The 20,608-nt window shown below is 63.5% G+C and carries 16 protein-coding genes and 1 pseudogene; 3 read left to right on the top strand and 14 right to left on the bottom strand.

From position 1 onward, the window contains the following. Positions 1-33: 33 nt before the first annotated feature. The 11 genes and pseudogenes from AT959_RS16050 to AT959_RS15995 all read right to left on the bottom strand — a co-directional run bounded on the left by AT959_RS16050 (position 34) and on the right by AT959_RS15995 (position 13,860). On the bottom strand, positions 34-399 hold the full coding sequence (locus tag AT959_RS16050) for a hypothetical protein (RefSeq protein ID WP_066885158.1): 366 nt from the start codon (positions 397-399) through the stop codon (positions 34-36). 83 nt (positions 400-482) lie between these two features. Further along, positions 483-1,003 (bottom strand): annotated as a pseudogene (locus AT959_RS16045) (IS5 family transposase); the annotation flags it as partial. A gap of 1,047 nt (positions 1,004-2,050) precedes the next feature. Beyond that, positions 2,051-3,151, bottom strand: a complete 1,101-nt coding sequence (locus tag AT959_RS16035) for an HD-GYP domain-containing protein (RefSeq protein ID WP_066885153.1) — start codon at positions 3,149-3,151, stop codon at positions 2,051-2,053. Beyond that, entirely contained in the window at positions 3,148-5,679 is a 2,532-nt protein-coding gene (locus tag AT959_RS16030; protein ID WP_066885151.1) for an ATP-binding protein, read from the bottom strand. The genes AT959_RS16035 and AT959_RS16030 overlap by 4 nt, the downstream gene beginning before the upstream one ends. Positions 5,680-6,132: 453 nt before the next feature. Next, positions 6,133-7,065, bottom strand: a complete 933-nt coding sequence (locus AT959_RS16025; protein ID WP_066885148.1) for a DNA-3-methyladenine glycosylase 2 — start codon at positions 7,063-7,065, stop codon at positions 6,133-6,135. 6 nt (positions 7,066-7,071) lie between these two features. After that, positions 7,072-7,713, bottom strand: a complete 642-nt coding sequence (alkB, locus tag AT959_RS16020; protein WP_066885145.1) for a DNA oxidative demethylase AlkB — start codon at positions 7,711-7,713, stop codon at positions 7,072-7,074. Beyond that, complete coding sequence (ada, locus tag AT959_RS16015; protein WP_066885143.1) at positions 7,710-8,777, bottom strand: bifunctional DNA-binding transcriptional regulator/O6-methylguanine-DNA methyltransferase Ada; 1,068 nt, start codon at positions 8,775-8,777, stop codon at positions 7,710-7,712. The genes alkB and ada overlap by 4 nt, the downstream gene beginning before the upstream one ends. A gap of 160 nt (positions 8,778-8,937) precedes the next feature. After that, positions 8,938-9,546: a YitT family protein gene (locus tag AT959_RS16010; RefSeq protein WP_066885140.1), complete on the bottom strand. Its 609-nt coding sequence runs from the start codon at positions 9,544-9,546 to the stop codon at positions 8,938-8,940. 15 nt (positions 9,547-9,561) lie between these two features. Further along, positions 9,562-10,275 carry a hypothetical protein gene (locus AT959_RS16005; RefSeq protein WP_066885137.1) on the bottom strand — a complete coding sequence of 238 codons (714 nt, stop codon included), beginning with the start codon at positions 10,273-10,275 and terminating at the stop codon, positions 9,562-9,564. Next, positions 10,272-11,711, bottom strand: coding sequence for a D-alanyl-D-alanine carboxypeptidase/D-alanyl-D-alanine endopeptidase (gene dacB / locus AT959_RS16000; protein WP_066885134.1), 1,440 nt, complete (start codon positions 11,709-11,711; stop codon positions 10,272-10,274). The genes AT959_RS16005 and dacB overlap by 4 nt, the downstream gene beginning before the upstream one ends. Before the next feature lie 64 nt (positions 11,712-11,775). Further along, the gene (locus tag AT959_RS15995) at positions 11,776-13,860 is read right to left on the bottom strand and encodes a methyl-accepting chemotaxis protein (RefSeq protein ID WP_066885130.1); all 2,085 of its coding nucleotides are present in this window, start codon (positions 13,858-13,860) and stop codon (positions 11,776-11,778) included. A gap of 154 nt (positions 13,861-14,014) precedes the next feature. Here AT959_RS15995 and AT959_RS15990 point away from each other — a divergent pair, with 154 nt between their 5' ends. Beyond that, positions 14,015-16,165 carry a diguanylate cyclase domain-containing protein gene (locus AT959_RS15990; protein WP_066885127.1) on the top strand — a complete coding sequence of 717 codons (2,151 nt, stop codon included), beginning with the start codon at positions 14,015-14,017 and terminating at the stop codon, positions 16,163-16,165. A 3-nt stretch (positions 16,166-16,168) separates the two neighbouring features. On the opposite strand, the gene AT959_RS15985 is transcribed toward AT959_RS15990, so the two are convergent. Genes AT959_RS15985 through AT959_RS15975 form a run of 3 tightly spaced genes read right to left on the bottom strand, consistent with a single transcriptional unit; the run spans position 16,169 to position 18,145 of the window. Continuing rightward, positions 16,169-17,158, bottom strand: coding sequence for a GGDEF domain-containing protein (locus AT959_RS15985; RefSeq protein ID WP_066885123.1), 990 nt, complete (start codon positions 17,156-17,158; stop codon positions 16,169-16,171). Next, positions 17,155-17,766, bottom strand: a complete 612-nt coding sequence (locus tag AT959_RS15980) for a chemotaxis protein CheC (RefSeq protein WP_066885120.1) — start codon at positions 17,764-17,766, stop codon at positions 17,155-17,157. Before AT959_RS15980 ends, AT959_RS15985 begins: the two co-directional genes overlap by 4 nt. Positions 17,767-17,770: 4 nt before the next feature. Continuing rightward, a complete protein-coding gene (locus AT959_RS15975; protein ID WP_066885117.1) occupies positions 17,771-18,145 on the bottom strand; it encodes a response regulator transcription factor in 375 nt (124 codons plus the stop codon). 296 nt (positions 18,146-18,441) lie between these two features. On the opposite strand from AT959_RS15975, the gene AT959_RS15970 reads away from it, so the two are divergent. Continuing rightward, a complete protein-coding gene (locus AT959_RS15970; protein WP_066885114.1) occupies positions 18,442-18,732 on the top strand; it encodes a co-chaperone GroES in 291 nt (96 codons plus the stop codon). Between the two features lie 47 nt (positions 18,733-18,779). Then, positions 18,780-20,432 carry a chaperonin GroEL gene (gene groL / locus AT959_RS15965; RefSeq protein ID WP_066885111.1) on the top strand — a complete coding sequence of 551 codons (1,653 nt, stop codon included), beginning with the start codon at positions 18,780-18,782 and terminating at the stop codon, positions 20,430-20,432. Positions 20,433-20,608 lie beyond the last annotated feature (176 nt).

The raw sequence follows: 20,608 nt of genomic DNA, 5'->3' as shown, positions 1-20,608 counted from the left end.
GTGCGGTGCAACCTGAACCATAGGCAGGCTAAATTATTTTGCTCGAAGCTCAGATTCGTCCAGCTTGAATTCCTCGTCGATACCCAGTTTTTTCATGATGGCTGGCAATACCTGATGAATTACTCTCATGCCGCAGAGTAGTTCGTTCATGTAGACGTCTGGATGTATCCTGGAAGAGTTAAACCCAAGGCTTTCAGCTTCAGCTTCGTGCCCCAATTCCTCAGGAGAGCCGTGCACCATCGAAAGAAGTTCAGTCCTTAGGGGTAGCCCAGCGCGGTATGCTTTCTCTTTGATGAGGTTGAGCCACTCATCGAAGTCTTTCGTGACACGGTATCTGAACTCTATAAAGTTACTTGCCAGCTTTTTGTCTACATTGACTTTGGATGCAGCAAGGTCCATCAGGCAATATTCAATATTGCCAGCAACTGTGCTCTGGAGATCAAGTTCGTCATCTTGGAAAAACTCAGAAACGTAAGCGGCATAGCGTCAAACGCCTTGTCGGCCACGACTGCGCTGACGTTTGTCATGCCATCAATGAGATTCGCCGCTTCGGTGATGTCATGTCGTTCGCCACCGCTCAGACGGAAGCGCGCCAGATTGCCCAGGCCATCAACCGCCGCATGAATTTTGGTACTCAGCCCCCCACGAGAACGGCCAACACTTTGTTGCCCGTTTTTTTGGGTGCGCCGGCTGCGTGCTGGTGCGCCCGCACAATCGTGCTGTCGAGAAACACTTCCTCAAAGTCTGCATCTTCGCAAAGCTTGGTGAAAAGTGCCTGCCAGACGCCTTTGTCTGCCCAACGCGAGAAGCGTCTGAACACCGTATTCCATGGCCCGAAGCCAAGCGGGAGATCACGCCAGGGGGCGCCAGTTCTTGCCATCCAGAGAACCGCTTCGACAAACAAACGATTATCTGCACCGCTACGGCCACGGTCTCCAACCCTGCCGTGCAGCATCGGCTCGATTCGTAGCCACTGGTCGTCACGTAACAGCAATCTCAGCATCCCGTCTTCAATCCAAAAGACAGGATGTGAACACAATCAGCCCTTTGTGAACAGTCCCTTAATCACAAATGTCCACACGCTCTAGCTTGTATATTTTTTTGAAGGCTGATTTTGTGTTTTGCGGCAACCCTCGCTTTGGAAGTTTGCCGGATAAGACAATCTGACGTGGCTGCGGATCTATGTAACGAAGCCTGAAGTCAAGCCAACGCATAAGCGGATCGCTTAGGTTGGGAACCTCCTGCTTGAACTTCAACGAAAAGACCTCAATCAGGCTTGATGACAATGAGTCAATGTTGCGCTGAAATTCTGCCTCAAGCTCGGTAACGGACACGGGTTGCATTTTGTTCCACGCAGAAGCGCATGACGTTCTGAAAATCTAATTTTGATTTAGGGCGCAGTTTTGCGCCCTAACTTGGCGGCCGATCCCCAACTGAGAACTGTCATATCGCCGGAAATCTTCGCCGTTTCTAGATTTCGGAGAGTTTGACCAACACACCATAGCTGTTAAATAGAGTCGTAAAAAGCGGCCATCAAGAACGATAGCATAATCGTATCTACGGACGTCTGCTATCGAGAAAAATCGCCAATAGCCGGTATTGGCCGGTAGGGTGAGGCTGCCAGCGGTGGCTTTGTAGCACTCCAGTTCGCAGAAACTGCCTTTGGCTGTATGGCTGCTCAGGAGAAAGCCGACTGGCCGGATTGGGCACGCTGCGGTCGTGACAACTCCCTGGAAGCTGCCTTAGCCAGGAATGGCCGGTATCAGGCAGAGCAATCGGCTCTAGTCGGCCAACTGCCGCCGTTCGATGCTTCCGGGAAGCACTCATCTGAACGACCGCTTCAGAAACCTGCTGATCGCCTACGCGGACAACTCGGCCTTTGCCGCCGTTGGCTGCTCTGTCAGCGTCGGGCTGCAATGTGCCGGTTCCTTAGCCATTTTTCGCGCCTTCAAATGGCAAGGGGGGACACGATTTTCTACAAGTTTACGAGCCCACAGCGTGGGCCATTGAGCGTGAACGAATTTTCATGCTCCAGCCCTCCGGTTGCGGCTCAGTGGTGATTGAACTGCCGCATCTGGCGCTGAAATTCGGGGAACACGGCGATGAAGTGCGCGACCAGGCGCGGGTCGAACTGGCTGCCGGCCCCATCGCGGATGATGGCCAGTGCATCCTCCGCAGGCATCGCGCTCTTGTACGGGCGCGCTGAGGTCAGCGCGTCGTAGACGTCGATGATGGCGGTGATCCGCCCTTCGATCGGAATCGCCTCGCCGGCCAGGCCGCGCGGGTAGCCTTGACCGTCCCAGCGTTCATGGTGGGTGAAGGCGATGTCGCGGGCCATCTGGGTAACATCGGCGTAGTAGTCGCCGAGGATGTCGACGCCGAACTGGCAGTGTGCCTTGATTTGCTCGAACTCCTCCGGTGTCAGCTTGCTCGGCTTGAGCAGCACCTCGTCGGCGATGCCGATCTTGCCGATGTCGTGCATCATCGCCGCGTAGCGGATCAATTCCACCTGGCGGCGCCCGAGGCCGGCGGCCTGGGCCAGCAGGTGGCAGCCGACAGAGACGCGCAAAATGTGCGAGCCGGTATCGCTGTCGCGGAATTCACCGGCCCGGGCAAGGCAGCGCATCAGTTCGAACTGGGTCTCGATCAGTTGCTCGGTGCGCCGCGTTACCAGTTCCTCCAGCCGCTCGGCCTCGCCCTCGCGGTCCTGGTTGAGAAAGCGGGTTTCCAGCGCGTTGCGGATGCGGCACTGCACTTCCTCGGTATCGAAGGGCTTGACCAGGTAGTCGCGGGCGCCCAGGCCCAGCGCCGCCAGCCGCGTTTCGCGCTCGGCCTGGGCGGTCAGCACGATGACCTGCAGGCCTTCCTGGTGGATCGCCTCCTGCAGCAGGTGCAGTACCGACAGCCCGTCGAGAGTCGGCATGCGCATGTCGAGCAGCAGCAGGTCGAGCGGGCCGGCATCCATACGTTCGAGGACCAGGGTCGAATCGGTCATGCCTTCGACGTGGTGGTAGCCGGCCTCGGCGAGAAAGACTTCGAGCAGCCGGACATTGGCGGCCTGGTCGTCGACGACCAAGATGCGGGCCTCGTGGTAGCGATGCTCGGCGATCGCCGGGTGCTTGGGGGCGGTCAGGTGTTGGCGGGCGGTCATGCGGTGGCCTCTCTCAAGGTGCGGGCGATTTCCCGGACTTTCATCGGTTTCGGGTGCCAGTGGTGGATGCGCGGCTCGCTGGCGTGGACCAGTGGACGTTCGCCGAGGGCGATGACGAACGGCCGGCGGCTGTCGGTGCTTGGCAGTTCGGCGAGCAGTTGCCGGGCCAGCGCCGGCTCGGCGACTACGGCGCGACAACCCTGGGCGGCAATGACGGCATGCGCTTCCGCCAGGTTGGCGGCGGTGATCAGGCGGATGTCGCGCAAGGTGCTGACAATCAGGCGCAGCGTCTCGGTTTCGGCCGCTTCGAGGCCGATGGCCACTACGCAAGGCAACGCCGGGGGGGCCGGCTGCTCCGGGGCTGGCGCGGCCGGGGCCGGAATCCGGGAGGCGATCGGGGATTCGCTGGTCGCCGCGTCAAGTTCGATCCAGAACGTGGTACCGACGCCGAGCTCGCTGTCGAAACCGATCTGCCCGCCCATCAGCTCGACCATGCGGCGCGTGATCGACAGGCCGATGCCGGTACCTTCGCCGTGGCTGGTGCCGAGCCGGTCGAAGGGCAGGAAGACGCGGCGGGCCAGGTCGGGGGCGATGCCGTGGCCGGTGTCGGCAACGCTCAGGCGGATGCCGCCGGTGGTTTGGCCAAGCATCAGCGTCAGCTGGCCGCCGACCCGGTTGTACTTGATGCCGTTCGATAACAGGTTGAGCAACACCTGCTTGAGCCGCTTGCCGTCGCCGCGGACGTGCACGCCGGCGGTGTCGGCGCTGGTCAGCCGGACCTGACGGTCGGCCGCCTGCGGCGAGACCAGCGCGATGCACTCCTGCAGCAACGGCGCCAGGGCGAACTCTTCCATGGCGACCTGCAGATGCCCGGCCTCGATTGCGGCCAAGTCGAGCAACTCGTTGATCAAGGCCAGCAAGTGGTGGCCGCCGAGCAGGATGTGGCTGACGCATTCCTGTTGGTCGGCGCTCAGCCGCGTTTTGCCATTGTGGTCGAGGACCTGGGCGAAGCCGAGGATGGCGTTGAGCGGCGTGCGCAGTTCGTGGCTCATGCGTGCCATGAATTCTGATTTGGCCTGGTTGGCCTGGTCGGCGGCAATGCGCGCCTGCTTCAGGTCACTGACGTCGGACCAGATCACCAGCGTCCCGCCTTCGCGTGTGCGCCGTTCGGTGACGCGCAGCCAGCGCCCGTCGCCCAGCGGGATTTCGCTTGAACCCTCGGCCCGTTGGTGCATGGCCATGCGCTCGTCGATCCAGTCGTCGAGCCGCTCGTCCGGCACCGTATAGAGCTGCTGCTCGGCGATGGCCCGGACGAACTCGGAAAAGCGCATGCCCAGCCTGATGACCTCGCCGCGCAGCGGGAAGGTCTCGGTGAAGCGCAGGTTGTACTGGGTTAGTCGGTCGTCGCTGTCGAACAGCGTGAAGGCGTCGTCGAGCGCCTCTATGGCATCGACCAGGCGCTGCTGGAACCGCTGCAGCTTGGCTTGGGCGGCGCGCTGCTCGGAAATGTCGCGAAAGGAGATGACCGCACCTTCGCCGTCGGCGCGCGGCGCCACGGTGTATTCAACGGGGAAGTCGGCGGCGTTGCCGGGGCGGCTGAATTGCCCTTCCGAGCGGCGCGGCGTGCCGCCGTCGGCGAGTACTTGGCAGATCGGGCAACTGCCGCCGCCGTGCATGATCGCGTGGTGGCTTTCCAAGTCGCCCAGTTGCCCGCTGTCGCGGCCGAGCAGGGCGGTGGCGGCAGGATTGGCGAAGCTGATGCGGCCGTTGCGGTCGACGCCGAAAATGCCTTCGCCTGCTGCCTGCAGGATCAGCTGGTTTTTCTCCACGGCCTGACGTAGCGCCGTTTCCGAAGCCTCCTGCTCCTCCAGCGAGTGTCGCACCTGGGCGATCAGGGGGCGCAACACGCCAAAGGCGGCCAGCGCGAACAGGCCGAGCCCGGCCAGCAGGGCGCACCACAACAGCAGGCGCAGGGTGTCGGTGCTGGCTTCGCTCTCGCGCTGATAGAGGTCGACCAGCTGGTCGAGGGCGGTCAGCAGTTCGCCCCGGCTCAGGTGAATCAGTGCCTCGGCGCTGGCACGGTAGTCCTCGCCGTTGCTGGCCTGGCGCAGCAGTGTGCTGCCGAGTGCGAGGAAGCTGGCCATTGTTGCATCGAGCCCCTGCGGGCCTTGGTAACGGGCCTTCAGCTCGGCGCTGTGTGGCGGGCGCAGGCCGCGCTGCGGATCGCCGTGGCGCAATGTGGCGTGGATGTCCTCGATCTGCCGCAGGGCGGCGGCCAGTTCGCTCAGTTCTTCGGCTTGCTGCGTGCGCAGGTATTCGGCGCTGAGCAGGCCGATGCGTTGTGAAAGCATGCGTCGCTTGCCGGCGTAGTTGATCTCCGCAGCGCTGGCCCGCTCGTCGCTGGTTTCACCGGCCAGCAGCAGGTAAGTGCAGATGGCGACCAGCGCCAGCAGCATGAAAATCAGCATCGAACGCCGACTCAGCCGGTCGACAGTGGCCTGACCACTCCAGCCTCGGTTCTCCCCCATGTTTTTCCCCGTATTGTTTTATGTGCGGTCGAATTGTCATTAATTTGTCAGACTTTAATCAAATATATATATCAAAAATAGGGTTGATGCTGCGGGGTCTTAGTGGTTGTTGTTTCTGATATTTTTTGCCGGAACAAGGGGAAATCGCTCGCAGCAGCGTAACTTTTATTACAGAACGGCTTATGCGAAGCCACTACCGGCAGCAACCAGCCACATTGTTGACATAGTCCGGGAGGTGTCCCAACGGCATCAAAGGCAGATTAGCTCCCGGTCACTCCCCGCGCTGTACGACTGCTTGACTCAGTAATCCGCCTTTGGAACACCAAGACCGCGAAGATCCGCAGAGGGCACCGAGCTGCCGTTCGACGTGGCCGGTCAAGTTGATGATCATGTCCGGTCAACACCGATGAGATTCGGTGGGCAACACAGCGCGATTCCGCAGCTAGCCGGCGATTAGAGCGGCATCGCCCACAGATGGGCGCCGACCAGCGCCCGCCACGGCTTGAATTCATCGAGCCAGGCTGCGGTCTGCCGTTCGCTGAGCGGGGCATTGGCGCCGAGCAGGTGTTGTAGCTTGCGGCGGACGGCGACATCGCCGTGCAGCGAGCCGTCGAGCCAGCCAAAACCGCGCAGCAGGGCGTAGTTGACCGTCCATGGGCCAATGCCGCGGACCTGCAAAAGTTGCTCACGGATGGCGTCGACCGGCAGGCTCGCCGTTTCGCAAGCGAGCCAGTCGTCGAGCGGTAGCTGGCCGTCGGCGACCTGTCGGGCGAGGGCGAACAGGGTTGCCGCCTTGCTCTGCGAAAAGCCGGCCTGGCGCAATTCGGCTTCGCTGCTGGCGGCGACCTGCGCCGCATCCGGGTAGCACCACAGGCCGCTCGAATGTTGGCTGCCGGTCGTCTGGATCAGCTTGCGGCGGACGGCGACGGCGGCATGGACGCTGATCTGCTGGCCAGTCACCGCCCAGCTCAACGCCTCGAACGGAGTGGCGGTCTGCGGCACGCGCAGGCCGGGCCGTTCGGCAAGCAGGCGGCCGAGTTGCGGATGGTCGCGGTAGGCGGCGGCGAAGGCATCGACCGGCTGGGTCAGGCCGAGCAGGCGCTGGGCCAGCAGGTTCAGCGTGGCGGCGGTTCCTGTCCCCCAAGGGGACTTCCTGCGGGGCGCGGTCGACGGGCCGTCGATGGCCAATTCCGCCGTGGCTTGGCCGGCCGTGAAGCGGATGCTCAGGCAGGCCGGCTGGCCGGCCCAGAGCAGGCCTTTGCGCAGCGCGTCGCCCTCGACCTGTTCGGCCAGTTGCTGGCTGTCACGGCGGTGGAAGGCGAGGATGTCCTGGCAGCGGAAATGCGCCGGCAGGTCAATAAGGCAGCTATGCAGACTGGGGTTCATGGTCGTTCAGCGCGCCTTGCGGAATGTCAGGTTGATGCGCTGTTCACCCAAAAGTTCATGCCGGCCCGGCTTCAAGGGCATGACGCCATGAAAGCGCAGGCGGTCCGGGCCGCCCCAGACCAGCACGTCGCCGTGGCTGAGCAGCAGGCGGGCCGGCGGGTCGCTGCGCTGGTCGCCGCCGAACAGGAAAACGACCGGCAGGCCGAGTGATAGCGAAACGATGGGGGCGGTGAAATCGCGCTCGTCCTTGTCCTGATGCAGCGCCATCCGCGCTCCGGGTGCGTAGCGGTTGATCAGGCAGGCGTCGGGCACGAAGCCGGGGTAGCCGGCCCGTTCGGCGGCGGCACCGGCAATTTGCAGAAAGAGCGGCGGCAGCGGTGGCCAGGGCAGGCCGCTGAGTGGGTCGGTTGCCGCATAGCGGTAGCCGCTGCGGTCGGTGACCCAGCCGAACGGCCCGCAATTGCTCATCGCCACCGACATCCGGGAGCCGCCGGGAGTCTGCATCTGGCGGAACGGGGCGGCAGCGGTCAGGTGCTGCACTTCGGCGAACAGCGCCGGTGCGGCATCGAGCGCTGCGCCATGCTGCAGCCAGCTGCCGGGGCCGATCTGTTCCGGTCCGCTGGCGCCGGCGAACAGGTCGCCGTTCATTCTTCCGCCTCGCGGGCGAGCAGTGCTCGTTTGCGCTCGATGCCCCAGCGGTAGCCGGCCAGCCCGCCGTCGCTGCGCACGACGCGATGGCAGGGAATGGCGACGGCCAGCGCATTGGCGGCGCAGGCGCCGGCCACGGCGCGCACTGCCTTCGGTGCGCCGAGGCGCTCGGCGATCTCGCTGTAACTGGCTGTCTGGCCGGGCGGGATGGTGCGCAGGGCCTGCCAGACGCGCTGCTGGAAGGCGGTGCCGCGGATGTCGAGCGGCAGGTCGAGCCCGGTTTTGGGGGCGTCGACGAAGCGGACGACCTCGGCCAGTTGCTGCGCCAGTTCGCCATCATCGGCAATCAGCTGTGCCGCTGGAAAGCGTTGTTCGAGATCGTCGGCGAGGGCCGTCGGCTTGTCGCCAAGCAGGATGGCACAGAGGCCGCGCTCGCTGCGGGCGACGAGGACGTAGCCGAGGCTGCAGGAGCCGCTGGCGAAGCGGATTTCCTGGCGCCGGCCGCCGGCCCGGTAGGCGCCGGGTGTCATGCCGAGCAGCGCATCCGACTCGGCGTAGCCGCGGCTGCCGCTGTTGTAGCCGGCGGCGAAAATGGCGGTGGTGACGTTGGCGGCTTGGGCCAGGTTCTGGCGCAGCCGCCCGGCCCGTATGGCGCTGGCGTAGGCGTGCGGGGTCAGGCCGGTGCTCGCCTTGAACAGGCGGTGCAGGTGATGCGGGCTGAGTCCGGCCCGGGTCGCCAGTTGCGCTAGCGTCGGCGGCTGTTCGGCTTGTTCTATGTAGCGGCAGAGGTCGCTGATGATGGCTTGCTGACGCACGGCCAGCGATGCCGTATCCGGCCGGCAGCGCTGGCAGGGGCGAAAGCCGGCGGCCGCTGCAGCCTCCGGCGTGGCGTAAAAGGCGACGTTTTCCGGCTTCGGCGGGCGCGACGGGCAGCCCGGGCGGCAGTAGATGCCGGTCGTTCGCACGGCGTAGACGAACAGGCCGTCCGCCTCGCGGTCGCGGCCGATGACGGCGGCCCAGCGCGGGTCGGCCAGAGTTGCAGCAGAGAGTATGTCGTTGGCCATCGCTTGTCCTTTCCCGTTCATTGTCGGACCAACTTTAGTCGCTGCGCAATGCCGGCGCACCCTGTCTCTTGCTTTCAAATTCGCCGTAACAAGAGTCCTGCGACCATAAAGACAACGGCTGGCCCTAGGGGCGACCGGCGAAAAAGGGCAAAAACCAGATTCAGGTACCCATGTAGCGGCCGGCCTTGTGATTGACCGCGATGACCAGGTTCAGGGCCAGTGCGCCGATGATCGACAGGCCGACGCTGAGCGGGTCGCGGACAAAGATGGCAGCGCCGAGGATCAGGCTGTCGGCCGCCATCTGCAGGTGGCCGGCCCGCCAGCCGCGGGTATTTTGCAAGTGGATGACGAGAATGCCGAGGCCGCCCAGGCTGGCCCGGTGGCGGATCAGGATGAGCAGGCCGACACCGGCCAGGAAGCCGCCCATCAGCGCGGCGAAAACCCGGTTCAGCGCCTGGAACTCGACCAGCCGGGGCAGCAGTTCGGCGTACAGCGAGAGCAGGCTGACGGCGAGAAAGGTCTTCAGCGTGAAGCTGCGCCCCATGGCCCGGATGGCGAGCAGGTAGAAGGGCAGATTGACGACGAAGAGGACGAGGCCGAACGGCCATTGCTTGAGGTAGTGGATCAGGAAGGCGATGCCGACCGTGCCGCCGGTGAGCAGCCCGGCTTCCTTGAAGAGAAGGACGGCGAAGGCGACGAAAAGCGGCGCGACGAGCAGGGCCTGGGCGTCTTCGAACAACGTGTGGCGGCTGATGGGGTGTTTGGACATACGGCGCGGCAGGTGTCAGTAGAACTCTTCGATCATGCGCAGCGAGATGCTGTAGCTGTGGCTGATCTGTTCGTCCGTGTAGCGATGCCGGACGCCGACCGGGCAGGCCAGGCGGGCCAGGCAGGTCGTCCGGCAGGCCGAGTCGGGCTGCTTGCGGTAGGCGACGCAGCGCTCCAGCTTGAATGGGCCGTCGCCGAGCGCGCCGGCCGGGCAGGCGGCGATGCAGTCCTGCGTCCGGCAAGCCGAACACGGATGGCTGCGGTGGACCGGTGAGGAAACGGGAAAACGGGTATCGGCCAGCACGACGGCGCGATAGGCCGACCAGCTGCCCCATTCGGCGTCGATGCCGACCATGAAGGGCGAGGCGTGGTGCCAGCCGGCCAAGCTACCGAGTTGCTGCAGGCCAATCGGGTGATGGCTCGGGTAGAGCAACTGGTAACGGTTGTCGGGCAGGTGGGCGGCGAAGCACTGGGCGATGGTGCGCACGGTGAAGTCGTCGATCGGGTCGGCGCTGCGGATGCCCGAAGCCTTGACGCATTCCCATAGCCGGCGGCCGCCTTGGCCGATCAGGATCAGTTGCCGGTAGCCGGCCAATGGGGCGATGGCTTCGAGGCTGGCGCGCATCTCGGCTGGCAGCTCGGCCAGCGCGAAGACCGCCTGCCGGTTGAGGCCGGCCTCATTCAGTACGGCAGCCGGCAAGGCCTGCGGCAGGTCGGTGAAGTCGCTCATTCGTTCTCCAGCAGCGGTGCTTTTTCGCCGACCCGGCGCTGGGCGACCCAGACCAGCAGCGCATCGATTGCCGCGCTGCCGGCCTGGGCTTTCGGGTGGTTGATCAGGAAAGTCACCGCGTAACGCCGGCCCTGGGCATCCAGCGCGTAGCCGGCGGCGGTCTTGACGCCGTCCAGCGTGCCGGTCTTGATGTGGGCGCGGCCGGTGGCGTCGGAGCCGTTCAGGCGTTTTTTCATCGTGCCGTCGATGCCGACGATCGGCATGCTGGAGATGAATTCGGGCATTACCGGGTTTTTCCAGGCATCGAGCAGCAGGCGGTTCAGGCTGTCGGCGCTGATCCGTTCGCTGCGCGACAGGCCGGAGCCGTTGTCGAGCACCAGTTCGGCAAAGCGCAGGCCGCGCCCGTTCAGCCAGTCGGTGACGCGCTGCCGGGCACGTTCGGGGGTGGCCGGCGCCGTATCGTTGCCGAGGGTCAGGAAAACCTGGCGGGCCATGACGTTGTTGCTGAACTTGTTGATGTCGCGCACGGCATCGGCCAGCGGCGGCGATTCGTGGCTGGCGACCAGCTTGCTGCCGAGCGGGATGCCGCCGCCGCGGACCTGGCCGGCCAGACTGCCGCCGAGTTCCTTCCACAGCGCACGGAGCAGACCGCTGCTGTGGGCGTCGGCCGGCAGCGGCGCCAGGTTGAGCGTCTTTTCGCCGCACAGCGGGCTGTAGCTGCCGTTGAATTCGAGGCGGTTGCCGTTGTTTTCCGGGGTCAGGCGGACGTCGATGCGCTCCTTCCAGTCGCTGCCGCAGCCGCCGTCGGCGCTGCGCAGGCGGTTGTCGAGGCGCAGGCCCTCGCTCGGCGTTTCCTGCAGCAGGCGCGGCTTGCCGTTGTCCGGCTGCAGCGTGAAGCGCAGCGCCCGGAAATTGATCAGCAGGCCGTCCGGGCCGACGTTGTAGGGGCGCATCGGCTTGTCGTCGAAGGCGCCGGGGTCGATGCTCGGCACGTTGAAGACGGTGCGGTCGAGCACGATGTCGCCGGCGATGTGCTGGATGCCGCGGACGCGTAGCTGGCGGAGCAGGCCGGCCAGGTGTTCGATGGCGAAGCGCGGGTCGCCGCTGCCTTTCAGGTACAAATTGCCGTTCAAAACGCCGTCGACCGCCGGAGTCTCGATCCAGGCCGTGGTTTTCCAGGTGTAGGCCGGGCCGAGCAGGTCGAGCGCGGCGTAGGTGGTGAGCAGCTTCATCACCGAGGCCGGGTTCATTGCCGGGGCCGCATTGTGGGCGACCAGCGGCGTCGCGGCATCAACCGGCTGGACGACGACAGCGACGCTGGCGGCGGGAATCTGCGCCGCCTTCAGCGCTTTCAGCACATTGGGCGGCAGGCCGTCGGCCAGGGCGGGCAGGCCGAGCAGGGCGCCGGCGAGGGCGGCGAGTAGTTTCAGGGTCATCGGAAAGCGGAATGGGAGGCCGGAGCCTCCCATTCTAACGGCCTGCGCCTGCCCTGCCGACGCCCTAGCGGCGATAGAGCTCGAAGCCGGCGATCAGCTTGTCGAGCTGGCCGGCGGTGACCAGCAATTCGTCGGCCGCCTGGCGGGCCGAGCGGGCCGAGGTGGTGTTGCGTTCGATGAGGTCGGTGATCTGCTGCATGCTGATCGCCACTTCTTCGCTGGCCACGCCCTGCTGGCGGGCGGCGTCCGAAATCTGGCCGGCCATCAGCGAAACCTGGCTCGACGACTCGGTGATGCCTTCCAGCCCGGCGACGCTTTCGCGCAGCTTGCCGATGCCGGTTTCCACTTCGAGCGCGGCGCGGTCCATGCTGGCTACCGCCTGCGCGGTGACCGACTGGATTTCGCAAACCGTGGTGTTGATGTCGGCGGTCGAAGTCGTCGTCCGTTCGGCCAGCTTGCGCACCTCGTCGGCGACGACGGCGAAGCCGCGGCCCTGTTCGCCGGCCCGCGCCGCTTCGATGGCGGCGTTGAGGGCGAGCAGGTTGGTCTGGCTGGCGATGTCGGCAATCACCTTGGTGATGTCGCCGATCTTGGCAATCGACTGGTTGAGTTGGTCGATCGTCGTATTCGAGTCATGCACTGCCGCTACGACGCGGTTGGTCGCCGCCATGCTCTGGTTGATGCTGGCGTTGCTTTCGATGACCTGGGCCTGCGATTCGCGGGCCGCCGTCGCCGTGTCCTGGGCATTGGCCGCCACTTCCTGCACTGACTGGCTGAATTGCTCGGTTGCCGAGGCGACGCCTTCGACGCTGGCCTGTTGCTGGTCCGATTGCACGGCGACCTGCGTCATCTGCTCTTCGAGCAAGCGGGAGCGGCTGTCGATGGCGCGCGAGGCGGCGGTGATCTCGTCGAGCATCGCCTTCAGTGTGCCCTGCATGGTGGCCAGGTTGCAGAGCAGCAGGCCGGTTTCATCGCGGCCGCCGACGTCGATGTCGTCGGTCAGCTTGCCTTCGGCAATCTGTTCAAAATGGGTGATGGCCTTGCGGATCGGACCTAGAATTGCACCAATCAGGAGCGCGCCGCCGACCAGCGCAGCGAGCAGGGCGAAGACCATGCTGCCGATGGTGATGTTGCGGATGGTCCGGTAATTGGCTTCGGCCGTGGCAAAATTTGCTTCCGCCGAGTGGGCGAATTCCTGGATCAGCGCTTCGCCATCGCGCCGCATTTCGGCATACAGCGGATTGATCTTGAGCAGCAGCAATTCGTTGGCCTGCGTGAACTGCCCTTCCTTGAGCAGGTTGCGGGCGACGGCGATGCCTTCCTTCGAAAAGCGCTCCCGGGTGTCGCCAAAGCGGGCGAGCAACTGCTGTTCCTTGTCGTTGAGCGCGGTCTTTTTCAGGCCCTCGAGTTCGGCATTGATCTGCTCGCGATTCTTCAGCGTCGCCTCGATATGCAGGTCGAGCGCATGGTCGTGCAGTTTCGCTGAGGAATTGGCCGGGTCGTGCTGCAGGGCGAGCATGACCTGGGCGCGGTTGTCGGCGAGCAGCAGCATCATCCGGCTGGCCATGTTCGACGGCGCCAGTTTTTCCTTGTACATGCGGTCGAGCTGGTCATTGGTTTCGGCGATGCCGTTCAGGCCGAGCAGGCCAATCGCCGTCATCAGGCTCAGGATGACGGCAATTGCCACCCACAGGCGGGTGCGCAGCGCCAGCGTGCGCCGGCCGCTGGCCGGCAGGCTGCCTTTCTGGCCGGCGGCAGCATAGGCCTTTTCGGCAGCGGCGCGCTGGTCGCGGCTGGCCGGGGTGCGCACCGACATGTAGCCGGTGATCTGCCCATTCTTCTTGACCGGCACGACGAAGGCCTCGACCCAGTAGAAATCGCCGTTCTTGCAGCGGTTCTTGACCAGGCCGCGCCAGGGCAGGCCGCCTTTGACGGTTTGCCAGAGATCGCCAAAGGCGGCTTCCGGCATGTCCGGGTGACGGACGATATTGTGATTCTTGCCAATCAACTCTTCACGCGTAAAGCCGCTGATCTCGACAAAGGCGTCGTTGGCCGCAGTGATGATTCCTTTAAGGTCGGTATGGGACACCAAATAGGTGTTTAATGGAAATGCGACTTCGCGTTGGGTGACGGGCTGATTGTTCTTCATGGTGCGTTTGTAGGAGTTTTCTCGAATTGTCGGTTGGCTGTAGGCAGCAGCTACTAATGAGCAAAAATCACACCTGGAGGGGGCATTCTAGCCATATCCTGTAGTTTGTTTTCAACGGCTAACTGTCTGATTCCTTTAATATGAATTGGTCATAATGACGATTGCATCAAGCGCTGATCCTTCGGTGTCGGCTAGCCCGCAATTCGCCGGTTACCGGCTAGGGGTCGCGTTCATCTATCTGGTCGTGGCGGTAATCTGTGGCCTCGCCGTTGCCATCGACTTCCGCTTCATCGACGACAACATCGAGTATCTCGCCCGCGAGCGGGGCAACGCGCTGTTTCGCCTGGTCGAACTGACCCGTGACTGGAATGCCGGGCATGGTGGCGTCTATGTCCCGGTCACCGAACTAACCCAGCCCAATCCTTATCTGTCGCATCCGAAGCGGGATCTGACGACGGTCGATGGGACGCGCCTGACGATGATCAACCCGGCTTTCATGACTCGCCAGATTGCGGAGATCGCCGAGCAGGCCGACGGCGTCAAGTTCCGGATTACCAGTCTGAAGCCGATCCGGCCGGGTAACGGGGCCGATGAATGGGAGGCCTCGGCCCTGCAGCGCTTCGAGACGCACAAGGCCGAGGAAGCGCTGTCACTGCTCGGCACGGGTGAGGCGGCGGTCTACCGTTACATGGCGCCGCTTTATGTCAAAAAGTCCTGTCTGGCCTGTCATGCCGGGCAGGGTTACGTGCAGGGCATGGTGCGCGGCGGCATCAGCGTGACCATGCCGGCGGCCAGAATGCTCGCGGTGCGCACGCAGCAACGGCAGCGCGCCGTTTTCCTGATGGTTGCCGCCGCCCTGCTGGTCGCCGGGTTGCTGCACTATGCCGCGGCTCGCTCGCGCCGCTATTTCTGGCGTCTGAGCGAGGTCAGTGCTGGTCAGGAGCGCCTGATTGCCGAGCGCACCCAGGAACTTTCCGCGGCCAATGCCCACCTGCTTGAAGAGGTTGCTGAGCGTCAACGCAACGAGCGCCTGATCAATGACAGCAAGGCGCGCTATCGCTCGGTGATCGAGGCCAGCCAGGACGGCATCATGATTTTCGAGGCGCCGGCCTTCCTCATCATCTTTGCCAACGAGCGGGCGGCGGAGATTCTCGGTTGCGCGCCGGAGCAGATGATCGGGCATCCCATCCTCGACTACATTCACCCGCTCGACCGGGGCGTGGTGGCCGATCGCCTCGGCCGCCGGCTCCGCGGCGAACCGGTCTCGGCCAGTTCGCGCCTGCGCTTCCTGCGGGCCGGCAGCCTGCTGGCTCGGGTGGCCGACGTGCATGTCGCGAAGATCGATGTCGGGGCCAACGAAGCGCCGCAATGGGTGGTCAACGTCAGCGATATGACGGACCGCATCGCCGACGAGCGTGCGCTGCAGATCGCCGCGGCGGTGATGGAAAATGCCAGCGAAGGGATCATCGTCACCGATAGTGAAAACCTGATCATCCAGGCCAACCCGGCCTTTTCGGTGATTACCGGCTACCCGGTGCGCGAGGTGCTCGGCCGCGACCCGAAATTGCTCGCCTCCGGCCGGCATGGGGCAGAGTTTTATGCTGCGATGTGGCAGGCCCTGGCGCGTAATGGTCACTGGGAGGGCGAAATCTGGAACAAGCGGCGCGACGGTAGGATCTATGCGTCCTGGCTGGCCATCTCGCTGATTCATGGCGAGGCGGCGGAAAGCGGCGGCCGTCACGTCGCCACCTTCATTGACATCACGCAGCGCAAGGAGGCCGAGGAGTTATTGCGCCACAAGGCGCAGAGCGATCCGCTGACCGATCTGCCCAACCGTGCGCTGTTCTACGACCGCCTGCAGATGTCGATGACGCAGGCGCGGCGCTATGGCGAGGCGTTTGCCCTGCTGTACATTGACCTCGACCACTTCAAGGCGGTCAACGACAGCATGGGGCATGCTGCTGGCGACGAGCTGCTGCTTGAAACGGCGCGTCGCCTGCGTCTGCTGGTGCGCGAATCGGATACCGTCGCCCGGCTGGGTGGTGACGAGTTCGCCGTCATTCTGCCCAAGATCGTCAACCCGGCCGAGGCGGAGGATGTCGCCCGGCGGATTGTCGGCAGCCTGGGCCAGGAATACCTGCTGGAAGCGGGCGAGGCACGCATCTCGGCCAGCGTCGGGGTGGCCATCTTCCCCGAGCATGGCGAGGACATGGATGTCCTCAAGCGCAGTGCCGATGCGGCGCTGTATGCCGCCAAGGCCGGGGGGCGCAATGCCTATCGCCTGTTCGGCCCGGGCATGGCGTGAGGCTTAGCCGTAGCTCCTGAAACTGCCGTCCTCGGCGGAGAAAAAGACGACCCGGTTGCGGCCTTCGTGCTTGGCCTGGTAGAGCGCGACATCGGCCGAGGAGAGCAGGGTGTGGGTGTCGGCATCGGCGCTCGGCTGCATGACCGTGACGCCGATGCTGGCCGTCAGGTAGCCCGTATTGCTGGCAGCATTGCCAATGCCCAGCGTGCCCACCCGCAGGCGCAGGTTTTCGGCCAGGCGGCAGACCTCGCGTTCATCCATGCCGGGCAGGATCAGGGCGAACTTGTCGCCGGCGTAGCGGGCGAGCAGGTCGCCGAGCGGGCGAACGACATCCTGCAGGGCGGCGGCGATTTCGCTGAGGCAGACATCGCCCCGCTCGCGGCCGTAATGCGTGTTGTAGCGACTGAATGCATCGAGATCGATGATCATCAGGGCCAGTTGCAGCTTGTTGCGCTGCGCCTTGTGAAACTCGCTGGCCAGCACATCGTCGAACTTGCGCCGGTTGGCGACACCGGTCAGCGGATCCTGGGTAGTCGTCCGGCGCAGGGTCTCGGTTTGCTGGCGGAGCAGGCGCTCGCGCGAAATGTTGGCGGTCATGTCGCTGATCTGGATCAGGCAGGCTCCTTGTTGCGCCTTGTCGCTGAGCGGTACGACGTGGATCATCTGCTGCATGCGCCGGTCGTGACGGCGGTCGCCCGGCGTCTGGTAGAGCGCCAGCAGCGTCCCGTGCAGCGCCGGTGAGAGCAGCGACGGCAGGCGGTCGTCAATGGCGTGGTGCACTGCCTGCTCAAGCCGGCTGCCGTGCGCCTCGGGAAATACCTCGTACAGCGGCCTGCCGTCAATCGCGCTGGCCGCCAGTCCGCTGCGCTGGGTCAGCCAGCGGTTGCAGTGGCGGATGCGGCGCTCGCTGTCGAGAATGATGATGCCGACCTGCAGGCTGTCGATAACGCTGCCGAGGTCGATGCCGATGCTGTCGAGTTCGCGTTCCGTCATGCCAGTCCCTGCGCACTGAGGTAACGGTCGATATGGTCGAGCAGGGCGCTCATCGAAGGCACGCTGAGCAGAAACAGGATGTGGCCCTGGATGCGCTGCTGGCTGATGATCATGTCCACCTGCAGGAGCAGCACCATCTGCTCCTCGTCGCCGTCGAGGATGGGCAGGTTGTAGGTGTCGCCGAAACGATGCAGCGGCAGGGTGCTTTCAAAGCGGATGTGGAAGATGTCGGCCAGCGAACTCATGCAGGCGTTGAGGATGATGTTGCCGATTTCGCACATCGCTTCCTGCTCGAATTCTGAAAGTTCCTCGATGCTCATGTGCGGCCCGACCATCAGGCGGACGATTTCCAGTGCATTCGACTCGGGAAAGACCAGCATGGCCTGGGCGTCGAAAGGGCCGGAAAAGCTCTGGCTGACCGTGCTGAACTGGTTCAGTTCGGCGCCGAGCAGGACCTTGGCGGCCTGCTCGCGATGGACGACCATGACTTCGGGGGCGCTCAGCAGCACCTCGTCGCTGACAATCTGGCTCAGGCTGGAAGCGGCCCGGCCGACACCGATATTGAAGATCTCGCCCAGCGCATCGCGCTGCAATTCGTTCAGGGGCACGCGTTCAGGCCTCGAAAAAAGCGATGGCGTCAGCGACCGATTGTGCGGTGATCGGCTTGGCCACGAAATGAACGCCGGCCCGGGCCGCCGCTTCCCGGGTGCTTTCCTGAATGTTGGCGGTGCACAGCGTGATGCGGGCTTCCGGGTGGCGCATGCGAATGCGGCCGGCGGCTTCCAGGCCGCTGATGCCCGGCATGTTGACGTCCATGCTGATGTAGTCAGGGCATTCCTCGGCGACGATCTGGAGCGCCTCGTCACCGTTGCAGGCTTCGGCAATGCGCCAGTCTGGCCGGCTGTCGGCGACGATGGCGCGGACCAGCATGCGCGACATGCGACTGTCGTCAACGATGAGCAGGAGCGGGTGAGTGTTTTTTTCCATGCGCGAATTATGACTAAAGTCGTGACCTTGTCGATATTGCCAAGATTAATTCTATGCAAAAACTCTACCGGAAGCTTCGCCGGGCTGAGCTTGTAAGGAACTGTTTTGGTGGCCCGAGAGGGGACGGCTGCTGGCGCGAAAGAAAATTTCAGGATCGGCCCTTGAAATAGCGGGGGGGCGACCTTATTATTTAGCACTCACCGGATGCGAGTGCTAACAGTCGCCCGCTCCGTTCCCGGGAACCCGTTGGGTGTGCCGGCCAATTTCATCTCTGTGAACCACGAGGAGTTAGCTTTATGAATATCCGTCCTTTGCACGACCGTGTGATCGTCAAGCGCGTTGAAGCCGAACGCACCACCGCTTCCGGCATCGTCATTCCTGATTCCGCTGGCGAAAAGCCGGATCAGGGCGAAGTCCTGGCCGTTGGCCCGGGCAAGCGTGACGACAACGGCAAGCAGATCGCCCTGGACGTCAAGGTGGGTGACCGCGTTCTGTTCGGCAAGTACGCCGGCCAGGCCGTCAAGGTCGATGGCCAGGAAGTCCTGGTCATGCGTGAAGAAGACATCATGGGTGTCCTGCAGGCTTAATTGCCGCGGTCGACGTTCCAAACAGATCAAATTTCAGGAGCTATTAAATGGCAGCTAAAGAAGTCAAATTCGGTGATTCCGCCCGTGCCCGCATGGTCGAAGGCATCAATGTCCTGGCCGATGCAGTCAAGGTCACCCTTGGCCCGAAAGGCCGCAACGTTGTGCTCGAGCGTTCCTTCGGCGGCCCGACCGTCACCAAGGACGGCGTTTCCGTCGCCAAGGAAATCGAACTGAAGGACAAGTTCGCCAATATGGGCGCCCAGATGGTCAAGGAAGTCGCTTCCAAGACTTCCGACATCGCTGGTGACGGCACCACGACCGCCACCGTGCTGGCTCAGTCCATCGTTCGCGAAGGCATGAAGTTCGTTGCCGCCGGCATGAACCCGATGGACCTGAAGCGCGGTATCGACAAGGCTGTGACCGCCACCATCGCCGAACTGCAGGCGATCTCCAAGCCCTGTACGACGACCAAGGAAATCGCTCAGGTCGGCTCCATTTCCGCCAACTCCGATTCCGACATCGGCGAAATCATCGCCAATGCCATGGAAAAGGTTGGCAAGGAAGGCGTCATCACCGTTGAAGACGGCAAGTCCCTGGCCAACGAACTCGACGTCGTCGAAGGCATGCAGTTCGACCGCGGCTACCTGTCGCCGTACTTCATCAACAACGGCGATAAGCAGCAAGCCCTGCTCGAAAACCCGTTCGTCCTGCTCTTCGACAAGAAGATCTCCAACATCCGCGACCTGCTGCCGATCCTGGAACAAGTCGCCAAGGCCGGCCGTCCGCTGCTGATCATCGCTGAAGATGTCGATGGCGAAGCCCTGGCTACCCTGGTCGTCAACAACATCCGTGGCATCCTGAAGACCGTTGCCGTCAAGGCCCCGGGCTTTGGCGACCGTCGCAAGGCTATGCTGGAAGATATCGCCATCCTGACCGGCGGTACCGTGATCGCCGAAGAAACCGGCCTGACGCTGGAAAAGGCTGTCCTGAAGGATCTGGGCCAGGCCAAGCGCATCGAAGTCGCCAAGGAAAACACCACGATCATCGACGGCGCCGGCGAAGCTGCTGCCATCGAAGCTCGCGTCAAGCAGATCCGCATCCAGATCGAAGAAGCCACTTCCGATTACGACAAGGAAAAGCTGCAGGAACGTGTTGCCAAGCTGGCTGGCGGCGTTGCCGTCATCAAGGTTGGCGCCGCCACCGAAGTCGAAATGAAGGAAAAGAAGGCCCGCGTTGAAGACGCCCTGCACGCTACCCGCGCTGCCGTGGAAGAAGGTATCGTCGCCGGCGGCGGCGTTGCCCTGATCCGTGCCCGCGCTGCCATCGGCAAGCTGAAGGGTGACAACCACGACCAGGACGCCGGCATCAAGATCGTGCTGCGCGCCATGGAGCAGCCGCTCCGTGAAATCGTCGCCAACGCCGGTGACGAGCCGTCTGTTGTGGTCGACAAGGTGCAGCGTGGCAAGGGTAACTACGGTTACAACGCTTCCACCGGCGAGTACGGCGACATGGTTGAAATGGGCGTGCTCGATCCGACCAAGGTCACCCGCACCGCACTGCAGAACGCCGCCTCCGTGGCCGGCCTGATGCTGACCACCGAATGCATGGTGGCCGAACTGGCTGAAGACAAGCCGGCCGGCGGCATGCCTGACATGGGCGGTATGGGCGGCATGGGTGGTATGGGCGGCATGGGTATGTAATGTCCTGCTGAGCCTCTACGCTCACCGAAAGCCCCGCCTTGTGCGGGGCTTTTTCTTGGCGCTTGGCCTGAAATATCAAGGGTTTTTGGTGCGTGTCGTTAAATGAATTAACTATTTCGAAATCGCTTACGCGCTGTAAGTTGGCTGTAAGTAGCCCCGCCTAAATTACGCTCCGC

The sequence above is a fragment of the Dechloromonas denitrificans genome (assembly GCF_001551835.1).
Classification (GTDB): domain Bacteria; phylum Pseudomonadota; class Gammaproteobacteria; order Burkholderiales; family Rhodocyclaceae; genus Azonexus; species Azonexus denitrificans.
The sequence above is the reverse complement of the archived record's forward strand: the minus strand, read 5'-3'. Positions and strand labels throughout refer to the sequence as shown.

Excerpts from the sequence above, each read along its gene's own strand:
- AT959_RS16010 (WP_066885140.1), bottom strand. The coding sequence starts at position 9,546 with ATGTCCAAACACCCCATCAGCCGCCACACGTTGTTCGAAGACGCCCAG.
- AT959_RS15970 (WP_066885114.1), top strand. The coding sequence starts at position 18,442 with ATGAATATCCGTCCTTTGCACGACCGTGTGATCGTCAAGCGCGTTGAA.
- AT959_RS16050 (WP_066885158.1), bottom strand. The coding sequence starts at position 399 with ATGGACCTTGCTGCATCCAAAGTCAATGTAGACAAAAAGCTGGCAAGT.
- AT959_RS15995 (WP_066885130.1), bottom strand. The coding sequence starts at position 13,860 with ATGAAGAACAATCAGCCCGTCACCCAACGCGAAGTCGCATTTCCATTA.
- AT959_RS16005 (WP_066885137.1), bottom strand. The coding sequence starts at position 10,275 with ATGAGCGACTTCACCGACCTGCCGCAGGCCTTGCCGGCTGCCGTACTG.
- AT959_RS16025 (WP_066885148.1), bottom strand. The coding sequence starts at position 7,065 with ATGAACCCCAGTCTGCATAGCTGCCTTATTGACCTGCCGGCGCATTTC.
- AT959_RS16035 (WP_066885153.1), bottom strand. The coding sequence starts at position 3,151 with ATGACCGCCCGCCAACACCTGACCGCCCCCAAGCACCCGGCGATCGCC.
- ada (WP_066885143.1), bottom strand. The coding sequence starts at position 8,777 with ATGGCCAACGACATACTCTCTGCTGCAACTCTGGCCGACCCGCGCTGG.
- AT959_RS15975 (WP_066885117.1), bottom strand. The coding sequence starts at position 18,145 with ATGGAAAAAAACACTCACCCGCTCCTGCTCATCGTTGACGACAGTCGC.
- dacB (WP_066885134.1), bottom strand. The coding sequence starts at position 11,711 with ATGACCCTGAAACTACTCGCCGCCCTCGCCGGCGCCCTGCTCGGCCTG.
- AT959_RS15985 (WP_066885123.1), bottom strand. The coding sequence starts at position 17,158 with ATGACGGAACGCGAACTCGACAGCATCGGCATCGACCTCGGCAGCGTT.
- AT959_RS15990 (WP_066885127.1), top strand. The coding sequence starts at position 14,015 with ATGACGATTGCATCAAGCGCTGATCCTTCGGTGTCGGCTAGCCCGCAA.
- alkB (WP_066885145.1), bottom strand. The coding sequence starts at position 7,713 with ATGAACGGCGACCTGTTCGCCGGCGCCAGCGGACCGGAACAGATCGGC.
- groL (WP_066885111.1), top strand. The coding sequence starts at position 18,780 with ATGGCAGCTAAAGAAGTCAAATTCGGTGATTCCGCCCGTGCCCGCATG.
- AT959_RS16030 (WP_066885151.1), bottom strand. The coding sequence starts at position 5,679 with ATGGGGGAGAACCGAGGCTGGAGTGGTCAGGCCACTGTCGACCGGCTG.